Source organism: Shewanella sp. LZH-2 (assembly GCF_016859145.1).
Taxonomy (GTDB): domain Bacteria; phylum Pseudomonadota; class Gammaproteobacteria; order Enterobacterales; family Shewanellaceae; genus Shewanella; species Shewanella xiamenensis.
Window position 1 is genome coordinate 4,005,024 of record NZ_CP069350.1, and the last position, 19,748, is coordinate 4,024,771.

At 45.9% G+C, this 19,748-nt stretch carries 18 protein-coding genes; all 18 read right to left on the bottom strand.

The features are described 5' to 3' along the window. Positions 1 to 49: 49 nt before the first annotated feature. The 18 genes from JM642_RS17595 to JM642_RS17680 all read right to left on the bottom strand — a co-directional run bounded on the left by JM642_RS17595 (position 50) and on the right by JM642_RS17680 (position 19,596). Entirely contained in the window at positions 50 to 1,195 is a 1,146-nt protein-coding gene (locus JM642_RS17595; protein WP_037414167.1) for an HDOD domain-containing protein, read from the bottom strand. A gap of 199 nt (positions 1,196 to 1,394) precedes the next feature. Continuing rightward, on the bottom strand, positions 1,395 to 3,875 hold the full coding sequence (locus tag JM642_RS17600; protein WP_203432256.1) for a prolyl oligopeptidase family serine peptidase: 2,481 nt from the start codon (positions 3,873 to 3,875) through the stop codon (positions 1,395 to 1,397). 175 nt (positions 3,876 to 4,050) lie between these two features. Then, positions 4,051 to 4,626, bottom strand: coding sequence for an aminodeoxychorismate/anthranilate synthase component II (locus tag JM642_RS17605; RefSeq protein ID WP_069453620.1), 576 nt, complete (start codon positions 4,624 to 4,626; stop codon positions 4,051 to 4,053). A 155-nt stretch (positions 4,627 to 4,781) separates the two neighbouring features. Beyond that, complete coding sequence (locus JM642_RS17610; RefSeq protein WP_037414173.1) at positions 4,782 to 5,219, bottom strand: ClpXP protease specificity-enhancing factor; 438 nt, start codon at positions 5,217 to 5,219, stop codon at positions 4,782 to 4,784. After that, positions 5,219 to 5,848, bottom strand: coding sequence for a stringent starvation protein SspA (gene sspA / locus JM642_RS17615; protein WP_037414175.1), 630 nt, complete (start codon positions 5,846 to 5,848; stop codon positions 5,219 to 5,221). The genes JM642_RS17610 and sspA overlap by 1 nt, the downstream gene beginning before the upstream one ends. Positions 5,849 to 5,944: 96 nt before the next feature. Beyond that, the gene (locus JM642_RS17620) at positions 5,945 to 6,643 is read right to left on the bottom strand and encodes a cytochrome c1 (protein WP_037426994.1); all 699 of its coding nucleotides are present in this window, start codon (positions 6,641 to 6,643) and stop codon (positions 5,945 to 5,947) included. Further along, positions 6,643 to 7,857, bottom strand: a complete 1,215-nt coding sequence (locus tag JM642_RS17625) for a cytochrome bc complex cytochrome b subunit (protein ID WP_011715793.1) — start codon at positions 7,855 to 7,857, stop codon at positions 6,643 to 6,645. The genes JM642_RS17620 and JM642_RS17625 overlap by 1 nt, the downstream gene beginning before the upstream one ends. Next, positions 7,857 to 8,447 carry a ubiquinol-cytochrome c reductase iron-sulfur subunit gene (gene petA, locus JM642_RS17630; RefSeq protein WP_037414180.1) on the bottom strand — a complete coding sequence of 197 codons (591 nt, stop codon included), beginning with the start codon at positions 8,445 to 8,447 and terminating at the stop codon, positions 7,857 to 7,859. Before petA ends, JM642_RS17625 begins: the two co-directional genes overlap by 1 nt. Positions 8,448 to 8,817: 370 nt before the next feature. Next, complete coding sequence (hflC, locus tag JM642_RS17635; RefSeq protein ID WP_037414182.1) at positions 8,818 to 9,711, bottom strand: protease modulator HflC; 894 nt, start codon at positions 9,709 to 9,711, stop codon at positions 8,818 to 8,820. A 3-nt stretch (positions 9,712 to 9,714) separates the two neighbouring features. After that, the gene (gene hflK / locus JM642_RS17640) at positions 9,715 to 10,860 is read right to left on the bottom strand and encodes an FtsH protease activity modulator HflK (protein WP_037414184.1); all 1,146 of its coding nucleotides are present in this window, start codon (positions 10,858 to 10,860) and stop codon (positions 9,715 to 9,717) included. Positions 10,861 to 10,896: 36 nt separating this feature from the next. Beyond that, the gene (gene hflX / locus JM642_RS17645) at positions 10,897 to 12,204 is read right to left on the bottom strand and encodes a ribosome rescue GTPase HflX (RefSeq protein ID WP_047539763.1); all 1,308 of its coding nucleotides are present in this window, start codon (positions 12,202 to 12,204) and stop codon (positions 10,897 to 10,899) included. Positions 12,205 to 12,227: 23 nt separating this feature from the next. Next, positions 12,228 to 12,500 (bottom strand): RNA chaperone Hfq, encoded by a 273-nt coding sequence (gene hfq, locus JM642_RS17650; RefSeq protein WP_011070934.1) that lies wholly within the window; start codon positions 12,498 to 12,500, stop codon positions 12,228 to 12,230. 92 nt (positions 12,501 to 12,592) lie between these two features. Then, positions 12,593 to 13,519, bottom strand: a complete 927-nt coding sequence (gene miaA / locus JM642_RS17655; protein WP_203432257.1) for a tRNA (adenosine(37)-N6)-dimethylallyltransferase MiaA — start codon at positions 13,517 to 13,519, stop codon at positions 12,593 to 12,595. After that, complete coding sequence (gene mutL / locus JM642_RS17660; RefSeq protein ID WP_203432258.1) at positions 13,512 to 15,422, bottom strand: DNA mismatch repair endonuclease MutL; 1,911 nt, start codon at positions 15,420 to 15,422, stop codon at positions 13,512 to 13,514. Before mutL ends, miaA begins: the two co-directional genes overlap by 8 nt. Positions 15,423 to 15,436: 14 nt before the next feature. Further along, a complete protein-coding gene (locus JM642_RS17665; protein WP_037414192.1) occupies positions 15,437 to 16,828 on the bottom strand; it encodes an N-acetylmuramoyl-L-alanine amidase in 1,392 nt (463 codons plus the stop codon). Positions 16,829 to 16,836: 8 nt separating this feature from the next. After that, positions 16,837 to 17,301, bottom strand: coding sequence for a tRNA (adenosine(37)-N6)-threonylcarbamoyltransferase complex ATPase subunit type 1 TsaE (gene tsaE / locus JM642_RS17670; protein WP_037414194.1), 465 nt, complete (start codon positions 17,299 to 17,301; stop codon positions 16,837 to 16,839). A 79-nt stretch (positions 17,302 to 17,380) separates the two neighbouring features. Then, complete coding sequence (locus tag JM642_RS17675; RefSeq protein WP_203432259.1) at positions 17,381 to 18,880, bottom strand: NAD(P)H-hydrate dehydratase; 1,500 nt, start codon at positions 18,878 to 18,880, stop codon at positions 17,381 to 17,383. A gap of 260 nt (positions 18,881 to 19,140) precedes the next feature. Next, a complete protein-coding gene (locus JM642_RS17680; protein ID WP_037426974.1) occupies positions 19,141 to 19,596 on the bottom strand; it encodes a hypothetical protein in 456 nt (151 codons plus the stop codon). Positions 19,597 to 19,748 lie beyond the last annotated feature (152 nt).

Consider the following 19,748-nt stretch of genomic DNA (forward strand, 5'->3'; position numbering starts at 1 on the left):
TCCTCCACATCAGTGCCGCAATTGAACACCGATGGGAGCGGCGTGCAGATTACAGCAGATCCAACTTCCGATAATTTTGTGCTTTTAGGCGCAGCACTTCCTGCTCGCTGAGCTCGTAATAATCGAACATTAAGCGTTTTTCCTGCGGCTCGATTTGGCGCATCTCTTCAAGCAACAGCACCTTAGCATAACAATTCGCCCGTGCCACTAATGCGGCCGGCATCGAGAGTTCACGGTAAGTTAAGGTTTGGTCCAACTCTTTAAGCAATTGAGTTAATGGACTCTGTTCAAACTTAAGTAACTCTAATAGTTGCCAATTAAGCTTATGTCCATGGGCTAACACTTGCTCAAAAACCACTTTAGCAGGGAATTCGGTGGCAATAACAGCATCGTACACTTCTTTATCTCGACTCGAGCTTGCCTCACGGATCCAATTGCCCCAAGTTTTATCAAATAAACGCGCACTCAAGCTAAGCACAACCGAAGTGCCTAACTGATTCATTAATGCACCACTATAAACTAAGGCTGAGTCAGTATTATGAAGCTGCGCTAACGCATTCGCTGCTATTCCGCTGACAATGCTATAGCGCCACAACTTGCGGGTGGTCCAGAGTAGCTTAGCGTTGCCACTGGGCAGCCAATTACGCAGGCAAAAATAAGGAATAATGGTACGCAGGTTTTCGATGCCAATGTAATTCATCACTAATTTGATATCGGTGACACGCACATCGGAACTCTGCGGGCGACGCGCCCGAAATGCGGGACTATTAACCATATTGGTTAAATCGCGGCATAACCAGCTTAAATTGCTGATTAAAGGTCTTAATCTTGTGGCATCAAGATTTTTAGCCAGCAGTAATTCAAGTAACAGGAGTTGCGATTCGTTAATATCCGACTTGGCTAGCACTAACTCAGGGGAAGCTAATTGATGCTCAATAGCATTATTCACTGTGTCAATAAGTTGCTTTGAAATGGCCTCAAATACTTCTCGAGCTTGAATTTGTTTAAGTAGCCGTGACAGTATCGCCTCTCGCTCTACATCAAGTTTATTGGCATCAGCCTCAAGCTCTTGGTCCAAATCATCCAATAGAGTAGGACTGGCTTTTTGTTTACCGAGAATAAGTTGCTGATAGAGTCTATGTTCTATCTCTAAAATTTTGCCAGGTCTGACGCCGCCCGCTACCGATATCGCCACAGTTTACCTTTCCTATCTCGCCCGTGCTAAGTGGCGCGCATACGCTAAAATCGTTAAAAACATTGCAATTTCAGCATATAGGTTACCTCTTGGCAATAAGCAAACAAGTGACTATTTTACAACCCTGATTAGATTCACTCGCGCCGAAATCCACGCAACAAAAAGGCCTCATATTGAGGCCTTAATACTTTCGCGAGATTTACTTAAGCTCTTGTTCAAAGAGTTTGTAAATACGGCGATATTCGTCTAACCAGCTCGATGGCTGACGGAAGCCGTGGGGCTCAACCGGATAAATCGCCGTTTCGAACATCGGTTTTTCCAGCTCGATAAGATGTTGCACCATGCGCACGCTATCTTGGAAAAACACGTTATCATCCATCACGCCACTCATGATCAGTAATGGCTTAGTCAAGCCTTGGGCATGTTCAATAGGCGAGCTACGCTCATAGGCGATTGGGTCAACATCCGGTGTGTTCAAGATGTTGGAGGTGTATGGCGCGTTGTAATGTGCCCAATCCGCAACAGGGCGCAGTGCTGCGCCTGCTTGGAATAATTCAGGCTCAGTAAACAAGGACATAAAGGTTAAGAAACCGCCGTAAGAACCGCCATAGGTACCGACGCGCTTAATATCCACGTTGGCATTTTGGCCCATCCAAGTCACGCCATCTTTTAAATCTTCGACTTCAGGATGCCCCATATTGCGATAAATTGCCGTGCGCCAATCGCGACCATAGCCTTTAGAACCACGGTAATCCATGTCCATCACTACATAGCCTTGTTGGGTCAGTAGGTTGTGGAACATAAACTCACGGAAGTAACCACTAAAGCCATAATCGGCATTTTGTAAGTAACCTGCGCCATGGTTAAAGACAACGGCAGGATATTTCTCGGCGCGGGATTTGTCGTATCCCTGCGGCAAATAAACCCGCGCATACACTTGGCCAGCGCCATGGTTTGAAGGAACGGCAACCACTTCGGGTGCTTGCCATGGATATTGCTTAAAGGCATCGCTGGTGTATGACGTGAGCTGTTTTAACTCACCGCCAATAGGCTGAATATAAAGCTCATTCGGCTCTGTACGGCGAGACGCATTCAGCAGCAACTTAGTGCCATCAGGGCTTAAGCTGTAATCTAAATTACCGTCCCATTGAGTGAGTTGTTCGTTTTTGCCCGAAGCAATACTCACGCGATAAACGTTATAAATACCGGGATGGCGCTGGTTAGCCTTGTAGTAGATGTAGTTTGCATCGGGCGATAGGGTAATATCACTCACCACAAACTTACCTTGAGTCAAAGCGCGGGGCTTTTCGCCACGAGCCTTGATATAAAGCTGGGAATAACCTGTTTCTTCAGAGAGATAGTACAGACTGTCCGTACCGGGTAACCAGCCAAATTGGTTATAGTCGTAGTTCACCCAAGCATCATCATGCAGGCGATGCTCGGTGATAAACTTGCCCTTTGCCAGATCGACACTGGCAATCCAACGATCTTTGTTATCGGTCGCTTCGACCATCACCACCAATTTATTCTCAGACTCATGCCATTGAATCGCGCTTTGAGTCCAGCCCCAATCCTGCATCAGCTGGATTTTACGTGGAGCCTTAGTACTTTGATATGACTCACCTTTTGCTTTAGCGTTTTCACTCTTAACCTTAGCTAAAACGTCTTCATCGAAGCCAGTTAAGCCTTCGATAGTCACATCGATCTGTTTATGCTCATTGAGGTCTAACACCACAAAGCGCTGTCCTGGTGGATTATCTTCCGCGACACGGGCACGCACGGGCACAGGGTCGATATAGCCTTCGCTACCGAGGTAGTTTGGCATGATGTCGTGTTCACTGCTGCCGGTGTAATTTTTATCGGTTAGGGCTACAAACAGATAGCGACCGTCTGGCGACAGACTTAGCTCAGACACCACCTCGGCATCACCTAGATACCAAGTGTTAGCGGCGAGGGTCGGATCGCTCTTTTGCAGCTCGTTCTTAAACTGTTCTTTGGCTTTGGCATTTTCCTGCTGCAACGCCACATATTGAATGAGTCTGTGCTGCTGCTTGGCTAAGTAGCTGCTGGGTTCTTTCACACCTTCAGGCGCTTTCGCCATTTTGATTTCAGCCAACTGCTCCACTAATCCACTGTCTTGATGGATTTGGAAAACATTATCCCCTTGCCAATAGGCGATATCGCCATTGTTAAGGTAACGCAGGCCACTGATGGCAGTGCGCTGGCGGGTAAGCTGGGTGATTTTGCCAGAGCTTAAATGCTTAACAAAAATATTGCCTTGGTAGAGATACGCCTTGTTAGCTTTAGTGCTATCGAACACACCAAACTGTTGATCAGCCGCATGTAGCTTATCGATGGCCAGTTCAACGGCGCGGCTGTCATTAATGCCCTGCTGATAATAATTCCGTAATGGCGATGCACTGGGTTGGCGCGCAAAGAAAACGCTCTGACTGTCATCGCTCCAGTAGGCTTCCTTAGCGAAAATCCCCATCCAATCGGGGTTCGCCATAATTTGATTCAGCGTAAGCGGTTGTGAAACTTGGGGAGGCTGAGCTAAAGGGACTTGATAAGCCTGTGGTGTGGTCGCGGGAGTTGCCGTTTCGGTTGAGGTGGCGGCGCAACTCGTCAATACCGCAACGGCTAACGCACTTAAACCCAAATTTCGCATTACGCTGTTCATTTGTCCTTCCTTTTATTGTTATCGCGGCCCTAGTTACACTTTGGAGCTAACTCCATGAGTACGTGAGCAGGCATCGTTTTGCGGCAGTTATATCACACTTGAGCGACATATTTGCTTAAATGAAGGAGAAATCTTGTAACAAAGAGTAGAGCAAAATCGATTTTTTTGATTCAACCTAAGCCGATTGAGATAAGAAATTTGCCAACAATTCATGCCCTTGTTCGGTCAGAATCGACTCGGGGTGAAATTGCACACCAAAGAGCGGCAACTCTTTATGACTCATCGCCATAATTTCGCGTCCATGGCTCGGGTCATCAAACCAAGCATCCAGCACAAAACCGTCAGGTATGGTATCAACCAGTAATGAATGGTAGCGAGTTACCGTTAATGGTTGGTTTAACCCTTTAAACAGGCGCTCACCAGTATGGGTAATCTCGCTAACTTTACCGTGCATCACCCGCTGTGCTCGCACAACTTTGGCCCCAAACACCTGCGCCATGGCTTGATGTCCTAAGCACACGCCAAGGATCGGTAAACGAGTAGCAAAATGCTCAATGGCTGCCAAGGAAATCCCCGCTTCGTTGGGTGAGCAAGGGCCAGGAGAGATGACTAAATGACTCGGCGATAACACCTCGATTTCCGCTAAGCTGATTTCATCATTGCGTTTAACCACGATCTCTTGCCCTAACTGCTGAAAATACTGCACTAAGTTAAAGGTAAAAGAGTCGTAATTGTCGATCATTAGCAACATACAAAATCCATTGGCTCAAATGGGAAGTCGATGCACTCCACGGCTGAAATGCGGCGCAAATGCTACCACAGCACTAGCTTGGGATTAAGCATTAAAAAAACAAAAAGCCAGTCAATTGACTGGCTTTCCATAGTATAGATCAGAGCACAAGTAACTTATTTGACTAAGGTTAAATGGCTACGACGCTTAGGCGGTTCATCCGTTGGTTCGGTAGGCTTGTCTTTTGTCTCAATGATAGACAAGGCCGATTCGGCTTCCTCTTCGACTAAGTACGCATCTTCAATATCGAAGACAGTCCCAGCGCCATTTTCACGAGCGTAAATGGCCACAATCGAAGCCATTGGCAATAATACCTGCTGAGGTACACCACCAAAACGCGCATTGAACTCCACAAATTCATTACCAATTTGCAAATTGCCCACTGCACCAGCCGCGATATTTAATACAATCTGGCCATCCTTCACATATTGCTGCGGTACTTGAGTGCCTTTGACAAAGGCATCAACCACAACGTGAGGTGTTAATTGGTTATCCATCAACCAATCGTAGTAAGCCCTGAGTAAATAAGGACGATTTGGAGTCAACGCTTTCATTACATACCCATGCGCATTTCGCGTTCAGCTTCAGTCAACGAAGCTTTAAAAGATTCACGCTCAAAAATACGTGTCATGTAAGCTTTGATGTCTTTTGCTACGCGGCTGTCTAACTCAATACCCAATACAGGCAAACGCCATAATAATGGGCCAAGGTAACAATCCGCTAAACCAAATTCTTCACTCATAAAGTAAGGCATTTCAGCAAATACTGGCGCGATTGACAGTAAACTTTCAGTCAGCTCTTTACGAGCAGCCTCTGCGCGGTCACCTTTACGAATACGTGCGACGAGTGAGTACCAATCAGTATCGATACGATGCATCATCAAGCGGCTTTGACCACGAGATACAGGGTAAACAGGCATCAAAGGTGGATGAGGGAAACGCTCATCCAAGTATTCCATAATGATACGTGACTCATAGAGTACGAGCTCACGGTCTAATAAAGTAGGTACTGAGTTATAAGGATTTACTTCGAGTAAATCCTCAGGCATTTCATTAGGGTCGACCTGTAAAACATCAACAGTAACCCCTTTCTCAGCTAACACGATACGGACTTGATGGCTATAAAGATCATCAGCACCTGAAAACAGTGTCATGACAGAGCGTTTGTTGGCAGCAACAGCCATTGATACCCTCCAGAGTCGAAATAAAACAAAAGTAAACGAGGGGCAAAGCCCCCCGTTTACACTATGCGGATACTATATTTTACCCGTTATTGGTGCCTAGTGTACATCTTTCCAATACTCTTTCTTCAAGAGGTAGGCCACAATAAAGAATATAAACAGGAATCCGAGCACCCACCAACCTAAAGCTTGACGCTCTAACTTAACAGGTTCAGCTGAATAAACTAAGAAACCAGTGATATCACGTACCGCTTGGTCATACTCTTCAGCATTTAACTTACCACCAGAAACCACAATTGTACCATCTTCTTGCTTAACAGGCGTGCCTTGCAGTTCTTCAAGAACATGTGGCATACCCACAGAAGGGAATACAGTGTTGTTTACGCCAAATGGGCGGCTTGGATCTTTGTAGAAGCCTTTGAGGTATGAATACACCCAATCTTCGCCACGAACACGTGCGACTAAGGTTAAGTCTGGTGGTGTTGCACCGAACCACTTAGCCGCATCTTTATGTGGAATTGCGTTTTGCATCAGCTCACCGATTTTGGCATCGGTAAACATGTACTTGCTACGCATATCATCGGCAGAAATACCGAGATCATTCGCCACACGTTCATAGCGTTGATACTGAGTGCTATGACAACCAGAGCAATAGTGTTGGAACATGTCCAGACCACGCTCTAAAGAAGCCTTATCATGCAGATCAACATTGGCTTTTTCTAAATGTACATTGTGTCCACTCGCGGCCATCGCCAGCGTCGGGATCAATGTAACTAATGCAATCAGTAATTTTTTCATTAGTGTGTCAACCTCGCTGGAACAGGCTTAGTTTTCTCATTTTTGCTGTATAACCACAGTAATAAGAAGTAGCCGAAATACGTCACAGTGAAGATACGTGCAACAATAGTCAGCTCTGGTGTTGCAGGTACAGCGCCTAAGTAACCTAAGACGATGAACGATACAGCGAACTGAGCGATGTTCAACTTGTGCAGCGTGCTACGGTAGCGAATTGACTTCACTTTACAACGGTCTAACCAAGGCAATACGAACAGTACTGCAATCGACAGACCCATCATTACCACACCACCCAATTTATCGGGAACAGCACGTAAGATGGCGTAGAACGGAGTGAAGTACCATACAGGCGCAATATGCTCAGGTGTCTTCATTGGGTTAGCCGCTTCAAAGTTTGGCTTTTCAAGGAAGTAACCGCCGCCTTCTGGGATGAAGAACAGCACGTAACAGAACACGATCAGGAAGCCCGCAACACCCATAATGTCTTTAACTGTGTAGTATGGGTGGAATGGAATACCATCGACCGGCCAGCCATTCTCGTCTTTGTTCTTCTTGATTTCGATACCGTCTGGGTTGTTTGAACCCACTTCGTGCAGAGCGATTAAGTGTAAGAACACTAAAACCACTAACACTAATGGCAGTGCGATAACGTGCAGAGCAAAGAAACGGTTCAGTGTGGCGCCAGAGATCACGTAGTCACCACGGATCCATAGAGTTAAGTCATCACCGATAACAGGGATAGCACCGAACAGAGAAATAATTACCTGCGCCCCCCAGTAAGACATTTGTCCCCATGGCAACAAGTAACCCATAAAGGCTTCAGCCATCAGCACGAGGAAAATCAACATACCGAATAGCCACAGCAGTTCTCTAGGCTTTTGATATGAACCGTAAATCAGACCACGGAACATATGTAAGTAGATCACCACAAAGAACGCAGACGCACCCGTTGAGTGCATATAACGCAATAACCAGCCGTACTCTACGTCACGCATGATGTATTCAACAGAGGCGAAAGCACCTTCTGCTGTGGGTACATAGTTCATCGTTAACCAGATACCCGTCAGTAATTGGTTAACCAATACCAACATCGCTAGCGAACCGAAGAAGTACCAAAAGTTAAAGTTAGTTGGCGTAGCATACTGACCCACATGGCGATTATACGTCGCCGTCATTGGGATCCGAGCATCAATCCAATTAATTAAATTCTTAACCATTACGCCACTCCTTTATCTACACCGATGATAACAGTGCCATCATCAACATATTGATGTGGAGGGATAACTAGGTTCAATGGAGCTGGAACGCCTTGGAACACGCGGCCCGCCATATCGAACTTAGAACCATGACATGGGCAGAAGAAACCAGAAGTCACACCTTGAACTTGCTCAGCAAATGAATCTGGCAAATAAGTGGGTGAACATCCTAGGTGGGTACAAATACCGACAGCAATAAAATACTCTGGCTTGATTGAGCGCAGAGGATTTGTTGCATATTCAGGCTGCTGCATTTCAGCAGACGCTGGATCTCTTAACTTATCGTCGTGTGTTGGCAGTTCATTGATCACAGCTTCAGTGCGACGAACAACCCATACAGGTTTTCCTCGCCATTCAACACGGATCAGCTGACCTGGCTCTACTTTACTGATATTTACTTCGACCGGTGCACCTGCAGCTTTCGCTTTGGCACTCGGATTCCATGACTTGATGAAAGGAACCGCTACAGCGACGGCACCAGCACCACCTACTACGGCGGTTGCGGCTGTCAGGAATCTGCGACGTCCGGTATCGACTGGCGCATTGCTCATCCACTTATCTCCCAGAGGGTGTTGGAATTTTTATATTTCAAAGACTTTTTGCCTCTTAGTTATCACCATGGGCAAAAATCGAAGTTTGAAGCGGGGCTCATTATAGCTAAAAATTAGAAGCAGATCATAGTGAAAACACGCAAGTAAGTTAGGGAGATTGCGAGTTTTTTAAAAAAAGGGCAAAAAAAGTACAGCTGTTAAGCAATTTTAATCATTTTGAACTGTTTTTTGAGCATATTGACTGTGTGATAGGCATAAACAATGCATTGCTAATGTAATTTTAGCGCTCACTTTGTCACTTACTGTTTTCATTTAGGATAAAAAAATGGGCCCCAGTGATTGGGGCCCATTCTGAACGATTTAGCATCGCTTATTTCTTAGTAGCACTACTCTTCATGTATTTGAAGAATTCGCTATCTGGCTCTAACACCATAACGTCTGAACTTCCGGAGAAGCTCGCACGATAAGCATCTAAACTACGCAAAAAGCTAAAAAATTCAGGATCTTTGTTATAAGCATCCGAATAAATTTTTGCAGCTAATGCATCACCTTCACCACGAATGGTTAAGGCTTTACGCTCTGCTTCCGCAATTTTAACAGTAACATTGGCATCAATCGTAGCGCGAATAATTTCAGATTGCTCTTTACCTTGAGCACGGTGCTCTTTAGCCACCGCTTGACGCTCAGCGCGCATACGTTGGTAAATACTGTTACTCACGTTTGCGGGTAAGTTGATCTGCTTAACACGCACGTCAACAACTTCAATACCTAAATCTTTAGCACTCTCAGCAGCATTCGCTAACGCGTTATTTTGTAACTCATCACGCTGCCCAGAAACGATCTCTTTGATCGTACGACGACCAAACTCGGTACGTAAATCGTTGTTGATCTTACGTTGCAGCAAGGTCTCAGCATTCGATTTAATCCCCCCATTAGTAGAGAGGTAGTATTTTTCGAAATCAAAAATACGCCACTTCACATAGGAGTCGACCATTAAGTCTTTTTTCTCAGAGGTGACGAAACGATCTGCAGCACCATCTAAGGTTTGGATACGCGCATCAAGCAACTTCACTTTATCGATCACAGGTACTTTAAAGTGTAAACCTGGGCCGAAAACACGTGTTACTTGTTTGCCATCAACTTTATCTTTAACGATTTCGCCAAAGCGCGCCACAATCGCACGCTCGCCTTCGTTAACCACCATCACAGATGACAAACCAATGCCTAATATAACGGCGATCAGAACAATACTTAATCTACCCATGAATTACTCCCTCCCCTGGCGAGCACGTTCCTCGCGAGATGGGCGTTCACTCAAAGGCTCACCAATGCGTGTCGTTGAAATAGATGAAGAATTGACATTCTGTTGAGGTTTAGGCTCAACGTCTGGCATAGTCGCAGGCTTCTCTTTCATTAACTTGTCTAGTGGCAGATACATTAAATTGCCGTTGTTTTTAGCATCGATAATGACTTTGTTAGTGTCAGTCATCACCTGTTGCATTGCATCGAGATACAAACGCTTACGGGTCACTTCAGGTGCAGCTTGGTATTCAGGTAAGAGCAACTCGAAACGAGCCACTTTACCGCGCGCCTCTAAAATTTCACGTTCTTTATAAGCATTAGCTTGTTGCGCCATGCGCTCGACCTCACCACGTGCTTTCGGTTCAATCTCACGGGCATAGGCTTCAGCCTCACGAATAAAGCGTTGTTCGTCTTCTTGCGCTGAAATGGCATCGTCGAATGCATCTTTCACTTCTTCAGGCGGACGCGCTGGCAAGAAGTTAACGTCAACAATAGCCAAGCCCAACTTGTACGGCTCAAGAATGCGTTCTAATTCTTTCCAAGTATCGCGACGAATAGCATCACGGCCTGTGGTCAGAATATCGTCCATCTTGTTGTGACCAATGACATAGCGCAGCGCACTGTCAGTGGCTTCACGTAAACTGGCATTGGCGTCTACCGCACTAAAAAGATAGGCATACGCATCTGAAATACGATATTGCACGTCTAGCTCAACCTTCACGACGTTTTCATCAGAAGTTAGCATGCTGCCAGATGATGGCACAGAGCGAACTGATTGCACGTCAACAGGATAAATTTCATCGATAAACGTTGGTTTCCAGTGAAGACCCGGTCCCACCTCACCATTATGTTGACCAAAACGCAACGCTACGCCACGTTCAGCTTCTTTAATGGTGTACAAACCCGAAAGTCCCCAAACAACAAAAGCGATGGCAAGAATGATGATTAAGCTAAAGGAACTAAAGTTTTGGCCAGAAGAGCCATTACCTTTGCCGCCAAAGCGTTTTGAAAGATTACGAAAAACCTCATCAAGGTCCGGTGGTCCTTTGTCGTTACCACCTTTATTTCCCCAAGGATCATTACCCTTGTTACCGGGCTCGTTCCAAGCCATTTAGCACTCCATAAGTGGATGAAATAAATTAGATTATTAACAAACAGCCTTTTCTATCGACGCATCGTAGATAAAGGTTTCTAACTCACCCTGACTCTGTTTAGCTAATCGGCGCCAATCGGCATCCGATAAACGAACAGACAAAATACAGTTCCCCAGATCGTCGTACTCTTTCTGCTGTATCGCATCCAGTCGATAAAACTGGCCAAGATAATGTCCAGCAGTTGCCGGAATCTTAAGTGTAAACTCATGAATAACTTCACCAATTAACTCAGTGATCGCCTTCAAGAGCAGATCAAACCCCAAACGCTTTTGTGCCGAAACCCAGACTCGTACAGGCTTACCGCGTTCATCATATTCGATACGCGGCGTAACATCTTCAAGCAAGTCAATTTTATTGCAAACAATCAATTGCATCACTTTATCAGCATCGATATCTTTAAGCACTGATTGCACTTGCTCAAAATTATCCGCCATATTTTCATCTGCACAATCAACAATATGCAGTAACAAATCTGCTTGACGCGTCTCTTGTAATGTTGCTTTAAATGCAGCAACGAGATCATGTGGCAAATGACGAATAAAACCTACAGTGTCCGCTAAAATTACGGCACCGTCGGGTAGATCTAACTTTCTCAATGTAGGGTCAAGAGTCGCAAATAGCTGGTCAGCTGCATAAACATCAGATGAAGTTAAGGCATTAAACAGCGTCGACTTGCCCGCGTTGGTATAACCCACTAATGAGACGGTTGGCATGTCACTACGCTTACGGGCGCGGCGACTCTGCTCACGTTGTTTATCAACACGCTCTAAGCGTTTGTTGATATTTTTAATGCGCCCCCGAAGCAAGCGCCTATCTGTTTCGAGCTGGGTTTCCCCTGGGCCACGTAAACCAATACCACCCTTTTGGCGCTCAAGGTGAGTCCAACCACGCACTAGGCGAGTCGACATGTGGCGCAATTGCGCTAGCTCCACTTGCAGCTTACCTTCATGAGTCCGAGCTCTTTGGGCGAAAATATCTAAGATCAGTGATGTCCTGTCCAACACTCGGCACTGACATACCTGTTCAAGATTTCGCTCCTGAGCTGGACTCAAGGCGTGATTGAAAATAACCACATTAGCCTCGGTGGCTGCCACTAAGGCGGCTAACTCCTCGGCTTTACCAGAACCAATAAAAAACTTACGGTCTGGTGAGCGTCGACTTCCAGTAATGACCCCGACTGAGCGTGCTCCAGCTGATTCGACTAATAGCTGTAACTCCACTAAGTCTTCTCGGCGTTCCTCATCGGAAAAGTCGATATGGACAAGAACCGCTGTTTCTCCCGCCTCATAACGATCAAACAAGAAGCAAACTCCTTAACTAAACTTTATTCGCCACTTGGCATATCATCTTGCGCGCCATAACCGCCCTGGGCATTTTGATGGCCAGCAACGTTAAATGGACGAGCAGGAACCACAGTAGAAATAGCGTGTTTGTAAACCATTTGGCTCACTGTGTTTTTCAACAGAATGACAAACTGATCAAACGACTCTACCTGTCCTTGGAGTTTAATGCCGTTTACCAAGTAAATAGATACAGGAACGCGCTCGCGGCGTAGTGCGTTCAAAAATGGGTCTTGTAAAGATTGCCCCTTAGCCATTTTATTATTTCCTTTTTAATTTATATAAAAATAAATCGATATCAGTGAAGTTTTTTGTTTAGTTTTAGTATTATACAGCAAGGGCTAATAAGCTAGCGGCATTGACGCATAAGTGTAACTAAATTCCCCTCAGCACCACTTTCCAGCCAATTCAACTCTGGCCAACTACGCAACCATGTTAATTGACGCTTAGCTAATTGCCTAGTAGCGGCAACGGCTTTTTCGACCATAGTATCATAGTCAAATTCACCATCGAGATATTGCCAACATTGTCGATATCCCACGCAACGCATTGAGGGTAAATCTAAATGCAAGTCACCCCTCGCTTTAAGCTGGACGACTTCATCAATAAAGCCTTGCTCTAACATTATGCGAAAACGCTGCCCGATTAACGCATGCAACACTTTACGCTCTCGCGGTGCAATGGCAAATTGCACCACATCATAGGGTAAAGGAGCCGACTTGGTCATGGTTAACTCAGTCAAACTCTTACCGCTTATTCTATAGACTTCTAACGCTCTTGAAAGCCTTTGTGGATCATTAGGATGAATTCTTTCTGCAGAGACGGGATCTATCTCCCTCAATTGCTCGTGCAGCGCTTCCCATCCGTTTATATCCGCCTCAGCTTGAATATCGGCGCGAATAGCCTCATCAGCACTGGGTAGCGGCGATAATCCCTCTAATAGAGCCTTAAAATACATCATGGTTCCGCCCACTAATAAAGGGGTCTTGCCCATGCTGATAATTTGTTCAATCTCGCGCAGCGCATCGGCTCTAAAATCGGCAGCCGAATAACTTTCACTCGGATCGCGAATATCAATCAAACGATGCGGACCTCGCACTAATTCCTCGGCAGAGGGCTTAGCACTGCCGATATCCATGCCGCGATAGATTAATGCTGAATCAACCGAGATAATTTCGCAATTATGCTTTTCGGCTAATTCGAGAGCTAAAGCCGTTTTTCCTGACGCCGTTGGCCCCATCAAAAAAACCACTTTAGGCTGTAATTCTTTATTCAATTGCTTGCTCTTCTAGCCACGATTGCCAAGGTAAGGATACTGCTTTACTGGCAATTTTCTGCCTTTTATCTTCCGTTAACTGACAATAAGCGGCCCAAATATCGGGTGCCGAGATAAATCCAGTTAGGCTTTGCTCTGCCAGCCATAACGCTAATGCATTGGGTGCTGGCGCTTCAAAACGTAGCGATTGTAACCACTCAGGAATGACCTTCGCTAACTGACAGTCCCTCAGATATGGGGGCACTTTTTTAATAATCAACTGCTGGTAACGAATTGTTAGCTCTAAACCAAGTTGACGGATAAGTGTTGCATGCTCTTCGAGTAACGCTGCCCAATCAGGATCAGCGGCGACCGATACTGGCATCAATAAAGGCTGCCCAATCAACCCTGTAGCCAGTTTTATTTCAATCTCATGGCTACGGACTGCTAATGCTGCAGACTCAATACGTAATAAACTTAATTTTGGCCCATCACTAAATACCCAAAATTGTCCATCTAGTATCGATGGCATAGGTAAAACAGCTTGATAAGCCTTGTCCTGTACGTTGTAAGATGGGGTCTGCAGTAATGCACCATAACTGGCAATCGCTGTCTTAGAAGGCAGCTCAGCTCTTGCACGGCTTTCTCCAGCCGAACTACTGCGTGACTCCCTAGGTACCTCCATGCTTCCATAGGCATTGCTCTGCACCATAGTCCCCGCCCGTACGGTGGCAATATCTCGAGCACGAGACTCACCAACAGGCGTATCGACTTGACTCCCTCGATAATTTTCAGGTTGAGGAGTATTAGTCCAAGCTAAGTTAGCTTTCGGAGATTGCAGCTCGAAGGCAGTATGTTCGGACTTGGATTCTGAAACATCATCCTCCACTTGGGGCGAACCCAGCTCGAAAGGACGTTCAAAACTAAGCTCTCCGGCTTCTTCTAACGCCGATTGCAGTGCCTGCAAAATATAATCATGCACATAACGGCTTTGATGGAATCGCACTTCATGTTTTGCTGGATGCACGTTCACATCCACCTGATGAGGATCGATATCCAGCATCAGCACATAGCCGGGTTGTTCTACTTCGGCCTTTTGTGCAAATGCTTGACGCACCGCATGATTAACTAAACGATCGCGCACTAGACGGCCATTAACATAAAAGTAATGAGTATCGGTCTGCACGGTTGACCAAGGCGATTGCAGATAACCACTTAAACGTAAATCATCGTGTTGACATTCGATTCTAAGCGCTTGATCGGCAAACGGCCGGCCCGCAACCTGGGTCAGTCGTTGTAAATATTGTGACTCATTCATCGCCGGGCGATAATTGCGCACGGTTTTACCATTGTGTGTCAGGGTAAAATGGATATCCCCCCGCACCAAAGCAATTCGCTTTAACCATTCATCAATATGGGTAAATTCGGTTTTGTCACTTTTTAAAAAGCGTCGACGCGCCGGAGTATTAAAAAATAGATCAACGACTTCAATGGTTGAACCCACCGGATGCGCCGCAGGCATGACTTTAACAGCCATATCGACGCCTTCAGCGTAAGCTTGCCACGCTTCGGTTTGCTCAGCAGTGCGCGACGTTAAGGTTAAACGGGAGACGGAGCTGATACTTGCTAAAGCCTCACCGCGAAAGCCAAAGCTGAGGATAGCTTCAAGATCGTCGAGGGAATGCAGTTTCGAGGTGGCATGGCGCGACAACGCCAAGGCTAATTCATCCTTTGGGATCCCCGAACCATTGTCACGGATCTTAATCAGCTTACTGCCGCCCTTATCTATTTCGATATCGATACGGGTTGCGCCAGCATCTAAGCTGTTCTCAACGAGTTCTTTCACCACTGAGGCCGGTCTTTCGACAACTTCGCCAGCGGCGATTTGGTTCGCCAATTGCGGCGGAAGGATCTGGATCCCCATAGAATTCATCCTATTTAGCTCTCAGGAATCACAAGTGTCTGCCCAAGCTGTACCACATCAGTCTTCATGCCATTAGCACGTATAATGCTAGCCATCGGGACTTTATAGCGCTGGGCAATAGCAGAAAGCGACTCCCCCCGACTCACCTTATGCTTAATATTTCCCGCAGATTTTGTACTTGATGGCGCCGTTGAACTTCCATGATTGCGCTTGGCCAATAAGGTATCAGCCGGTGGGTTGTTTTGGAAATAACGATTAACGCCCTTGTAAATCGCAGTGGCAATACTCTCTTGATGACGGTTGCTGCTCAGCAAACGCTCTTCCTTCGGGTTCGAGATAAACCCTGTTTCCACTAGAATTGAAGGAATATCCGGGGATTTCAATACGGCAAAACTGGCTGATTCAGGACGATTCTTATGCAGCTCCGTCACTGCACCTAAATCTTTTAAAATATCCCCAGCAACCGAGTGACCAATGGCCATAGAGCTGTTCATAGACATGTCGAGTAAGGTCATAGCAAGATACTGTTCATTATCAGTATTTTGAATAATTTCCCCTGCGCCTCCCAGCAACTCTGAGTGTTTCTCTTTTTGTTCTAACCAACGACCAATTTCACTGTTTGCACGGCGCATCGACAATACCCACACAGATGCACCTCGTGGATTGGGTGATGTAAAAGCATCCGCATGAATAGAGATCAGCAAATCTGCCTTACTGTTACGAGCAAGTTCAGAGCGTTTATTCAAATTCACAAAGTAATCACCAGTGCGGATCATCACTGCACGCATTCCAGGTGTGTCGTTAATTTTGCTCGATAACCGTTTTGCAATTTCGAACACGACTTTTTTCTCATAGAGACCGGATGGTCCAATCGAGCCGGGATCATCACCACCATGCCCAGCATCAATCGCGATAACAATATCGCGGGAAGATGGCACACTTTGATTAACGGATTTTTTAACTGAAGTTGAACTCGTGACTGACGGCGAAGCCGTCACAGTTTTATCCTCTAGGTCAACCACAAGCCGATTACCATAAGGGGCCGTCACGGGTAACGAAAATAAGTTCGCATTTAAGGGTTTAACCAAATCAATAACCAAACGTAAATCGCCTTTCGTCGGAGATTTGCTGACTCGTATGCCTTTGACTAACTTACTGTTGTTATCGATATTTTTCAGGCTCAGTTTCGTCGATGCCTTTTTTAGATCGACCACTAAACGATGAGGACCATCGAGGGAAAAATAACTGTAATTGGGCACCTCACTCAAATCGAACACAATTCGTGTCGACTCGGGTGCGGCCCAAATACGCACACCTTCGAGCTGGTTGGCCGCGTGGGCTGCAACAGCAAAAAACGCGCATAAAAAAAGAATAATTCTTTGAAAGTAATACTTATTTTTAGTCATCTTTGTTTTTATTTTATCGCGGCTAATAGCGTTTTACCTGATTCGGTTAAGGCTCGAATATGGATTTCACGTCCTTGGTTAAAATATTTTAAATGTAGGTGGATATCAGCATCGGGTAACAACCCTTCACCTTTGTCAGGCCATTCTACGATACACAGGCTGCTCTGGGTAAAGTAATCACGGATCCCCATAAACTCTAACTCTTCGGGATCGTTTAAACGATACAAATCAAAATGATAAACTTCGACACCGTCGAGCTCATAAGGTTCAACTAAAGTGTAAGTTGGGCTTTTGACTGCACCTTTATGTCCTAATCCTTGAATCAAACCGCGGCTCAGAGTGGTTTTACCCGCCCCCAAATCCCCCGTTAAATACAGAGTCAAAGGCGCTTGAATATGGCGAGCCAATTTTTGCCCAACCGCAATAGTCTCGTCTTCATTATGTAATTGAAAGGTTAACTCTGTCTCTGTCATGTCCGCTTATATCACTGCCGTTATCGATTAAGGAGGCATTTAAGCGCGGCAGTCCACCCGCGCTTAAATTTTACAGCGCCTAGAGTAAATCACTATTTACTAATTGGCGAATAAAAGGCATCAAATCGCTGGCTAACATGCCCCGTTCACCTTGAACCGCAGCAAGGTCCGCCGCACAACCATGAACGACAACGCCAACGACTGTCGCCTGCATGTTATCCATACCTTGAGCCATAAGGGCGCCTATAATACCAGATAACACATCACCGCACCCACCACTCGCAAGACCAGGATTACCAACTGGCGCCACGACCATCTGTTTTCCATCAAAAATAATGGTTCCAGCCCCTTTAAGCAGGACTACTCCACCGTATTTTTGCTGCAAAGCACGCACGGCTGCGAATCGATCATGCTCAATATCAGCGACACTGCATCCCAACAGTCGTGCGGCCTCTCCCGGATGGGGCGTGAGTACCCAGTTAGTTTGCCCGCGCGGTTCTTGACTGAGCAGATTCAGGGCGTCGGCATCGAGTACACAGGGTTTATCGCTTAACCCCGCGGCTTTAAACAAGTTATAACCCCAATCGTGTTTACCTAACCCCGGGCCAAGCACAACCACCTGTGCCCAACCAAGGCGCAGATACACCTCCATATCGACTAGCTCACAACCCCAAAACATTAACTCAGGTCGAGATACATTTACCGTAAGTTGGTGCTCAGGCCGACTGATCACTGTGACTAATCCAGCCCCCGCACGCAAACAAGCTTCACTGGCAAGCCGAATCGCCCCAGCCATGCCAAAGTCACCACCAATCAGGGTCACTTTACCCGATTGACCTTTGTGGCTATCCCTTGCTCTGGCGGCAAAATAGCTTTTTAGGATTTCACCACCCACTCGAGTCGCGCTTTCACCATTAAAAAAGGGAGTTAATCCCAGATCGGCAAAAGCAAGATGACCGCAGTGATGTCTTGCCTTACTGGTGAGTAGGCCTTGTTTTAAACCGCCAAAGCATAAAGTCGCATCCGCCATCACTGCGACTTGAGCGACAACACCGGTATCGGCCAAGATCCCCGAGGGGAGATCCAAACTAAGCACCCAAGCATTACTCTGATTAATGGCATGGATAAGCGCAGCAACCTGTTCTCGCACCGCGCCCTGAACGCCAGTCCCCAGCAATCCGTCGATAAGGATTGGCGCCTGTAAGATCGCATCAATATTAGGAGAATCGACTATCCCACCTTGATTAAGGTAAGCAGAAAGCGCTTGTTCAAATTCTGGCGTACCCTTGGTCTTTAGTAAAAAAACGTGAACCTTATGTCCTGCCTCTAGAGCTAGACGAGCACAAACGAGGGCATCGGCACCGTTATTACCATTACCTGCGAGTACCAATAATGGCATAGCCCCAAGCTTAGGCTGGCATGCTATCTGCTCTGTTAAATAGTTAAACGCTGCGCATCCAGCACGTTCAACTAATTGATACAACGTAGCTTCCCCTTCTGAAACTGCGAGCAGTTCCGCCGCTCGCACCTGCTCTTGCGTATAAAGCGCTGTGGGTAAACTCGATAAATCTTGTGCCATAGAGGATCTCCTGCGCGACAAAATAACAAAAGGGTGACTCATCTAATCGACCATCGCTATGGATGAAAACTAAACAGTTAATGGTCAAATCAACTAATGAGATCAAGAAAGTAGCAAAAAGCTTCGAGAAAAGTTATGACGTAAATCAGATGCCATGCAAAAAGCAGTGAATGTGGACAACACTTATCATCCAAAAACAACAAAGCCAGCATTTAGCTGGCTTTCGGTGTTTACACGAACACAGATGAGGTATCGATAGGTTAAATATCGTCCATCCGGATAGTGCTGTGAACTAATCGTTGCTGTTGAGTTTTCTCAACTCGAATTAAGCCTTCTAATGCCGCACGCGCATCTTCAGCGGTGGTTGAGTTGACGGTTTTTTCCAATAAGCCAATCAGACGATTTTCCAAGTCGAGATGTAAATTCAACACATCATCTTCGTTCATATTGGCGGGTAACATGGTATCTTGGCAACGCTTAGTAAAATCTTCAAACACAAAGTCTTTATACCAAGTATCAAGAACCCTCGCTGGCGCCTCATCCATATAATCACGCAATTTTTCAGCGACATGCTTTTGATGAGATTCAAAATACTCCAGCATCATCTTTACTCGAGCGGAGTCAGCATGATTGTTCAGTCGGCCATAGAGTTGCGCCATATCTAAGCGGCAGTTCGCCACATACTCAAGTAAATCACGTAATTGTTGAATACGCATATAATGCACTCCAGTGTTAAGCCAACTACTTGGCGCTATTAACTTTGTCTGGATTCATTATGTAAGTAAAAGCGTTACGAATATTTGAACAAGGTCATAATTTAACTTTCGCAACGCCATCTAATTTAGGAATTCTTGAAGAAACAAGGTGC

Coding starts and splice junctions, on each gene's coding strand:
- JM642_RS17675 (WP_203432259.1), bottom strand. CDS start 18,880: ATGGCACAAGATTTATCGAGTTTACCCACAGCGCTTTATACGCAAGAG.
- petA (WP_037414180.1), bottom strand. CDS start 8,447: ATGAGCAATGCGCCAGTCGATACCGGACGTCGCAGATTCCTGACAGCC.
- mutL (WP_203432258.1), bottom strand. CDS start 15,422: ATGGGGATCCAGATCCTTCCGCCGCAATTGGCGAACCAAATCGCCGCT.
- JM642_RS17610 (WP_037414173.1), bottom strand. CDS start 5,219: ATGAAAGCGTTGACTCCAAATCGTCCTTATTTACTCAGGGCTTACTAC.
- hfq (WP_011070934.1), bottom strand. CDS start 12,500: ATGGCTAAGGGGCAATCTTTACAAGACCCATTTTTGAACGCACTACGC.
- hflC (WP_037414182.1), bottom strand. CDS start 9,711: ATGGGTAGATTAAGTATTGTTCTGATCGCCGTTATATTAGGCATTGGT.
- tsaE (WP_037414194.1), bottom strand. CDS start 17,301: ATGACAGAGACAGAGTTAACCTTTCAATTACATAATGAAGACGAGACT.
- JM642_RS17680 (WP_037426974.1), bottom strand. CDS start 19,596: ATGCGTATTCAACAATTACGTGATTTACTTGAGTATGTGGCGAACTGC.
- sspA (WP_037414175.1), bottom strand. CDS start 5,848: ATGGCTGTTGCTGCCAACAAACGCTCTGTCATGACACTGTTTTCAGGT.
- JM642_RS17665 (WP_037414192.1), bottom strand. CDS start 16,828: ATGACTAAAAATAAGTATTACTTTCAAAGAATTATTCTTTTTTTATGC.
- hflK (WP_037414184.1), bottom strand. CDS start 10,860: ATGGCTTGGAACGAGCCCGGTAACAAGGGTAATGATCCTTGGGGAAAT.
- JM642_RS17605 (WP_069453620.1), bottom strand. CDS start 4,626: ATGTTGCTAATGATCGACAATTACGACTCTTTTACCTTTAACTTAGTG.
- JM642_RS17620 (WP_037426994.1), bottom strand. CDS start 6,643: ATGAAAAAATTACTGATTGCATTAGTTACATTGATCCCGACGCTGGCG.
- JM642_RS17625 (WP_011715793.1), bottom strand. CDS start 7,857: ATGGTTAAGAATTTAATTAATTGGATTGATGCTCGGATCCCAATGACG.
- JM642_RS17600 (WP_203432256.1), bottom strand. CDS start 3,875: ATGAACAGCGTAATGCGAAATTTGGGTTTAAGTGCGTTAGCCGTTGCG.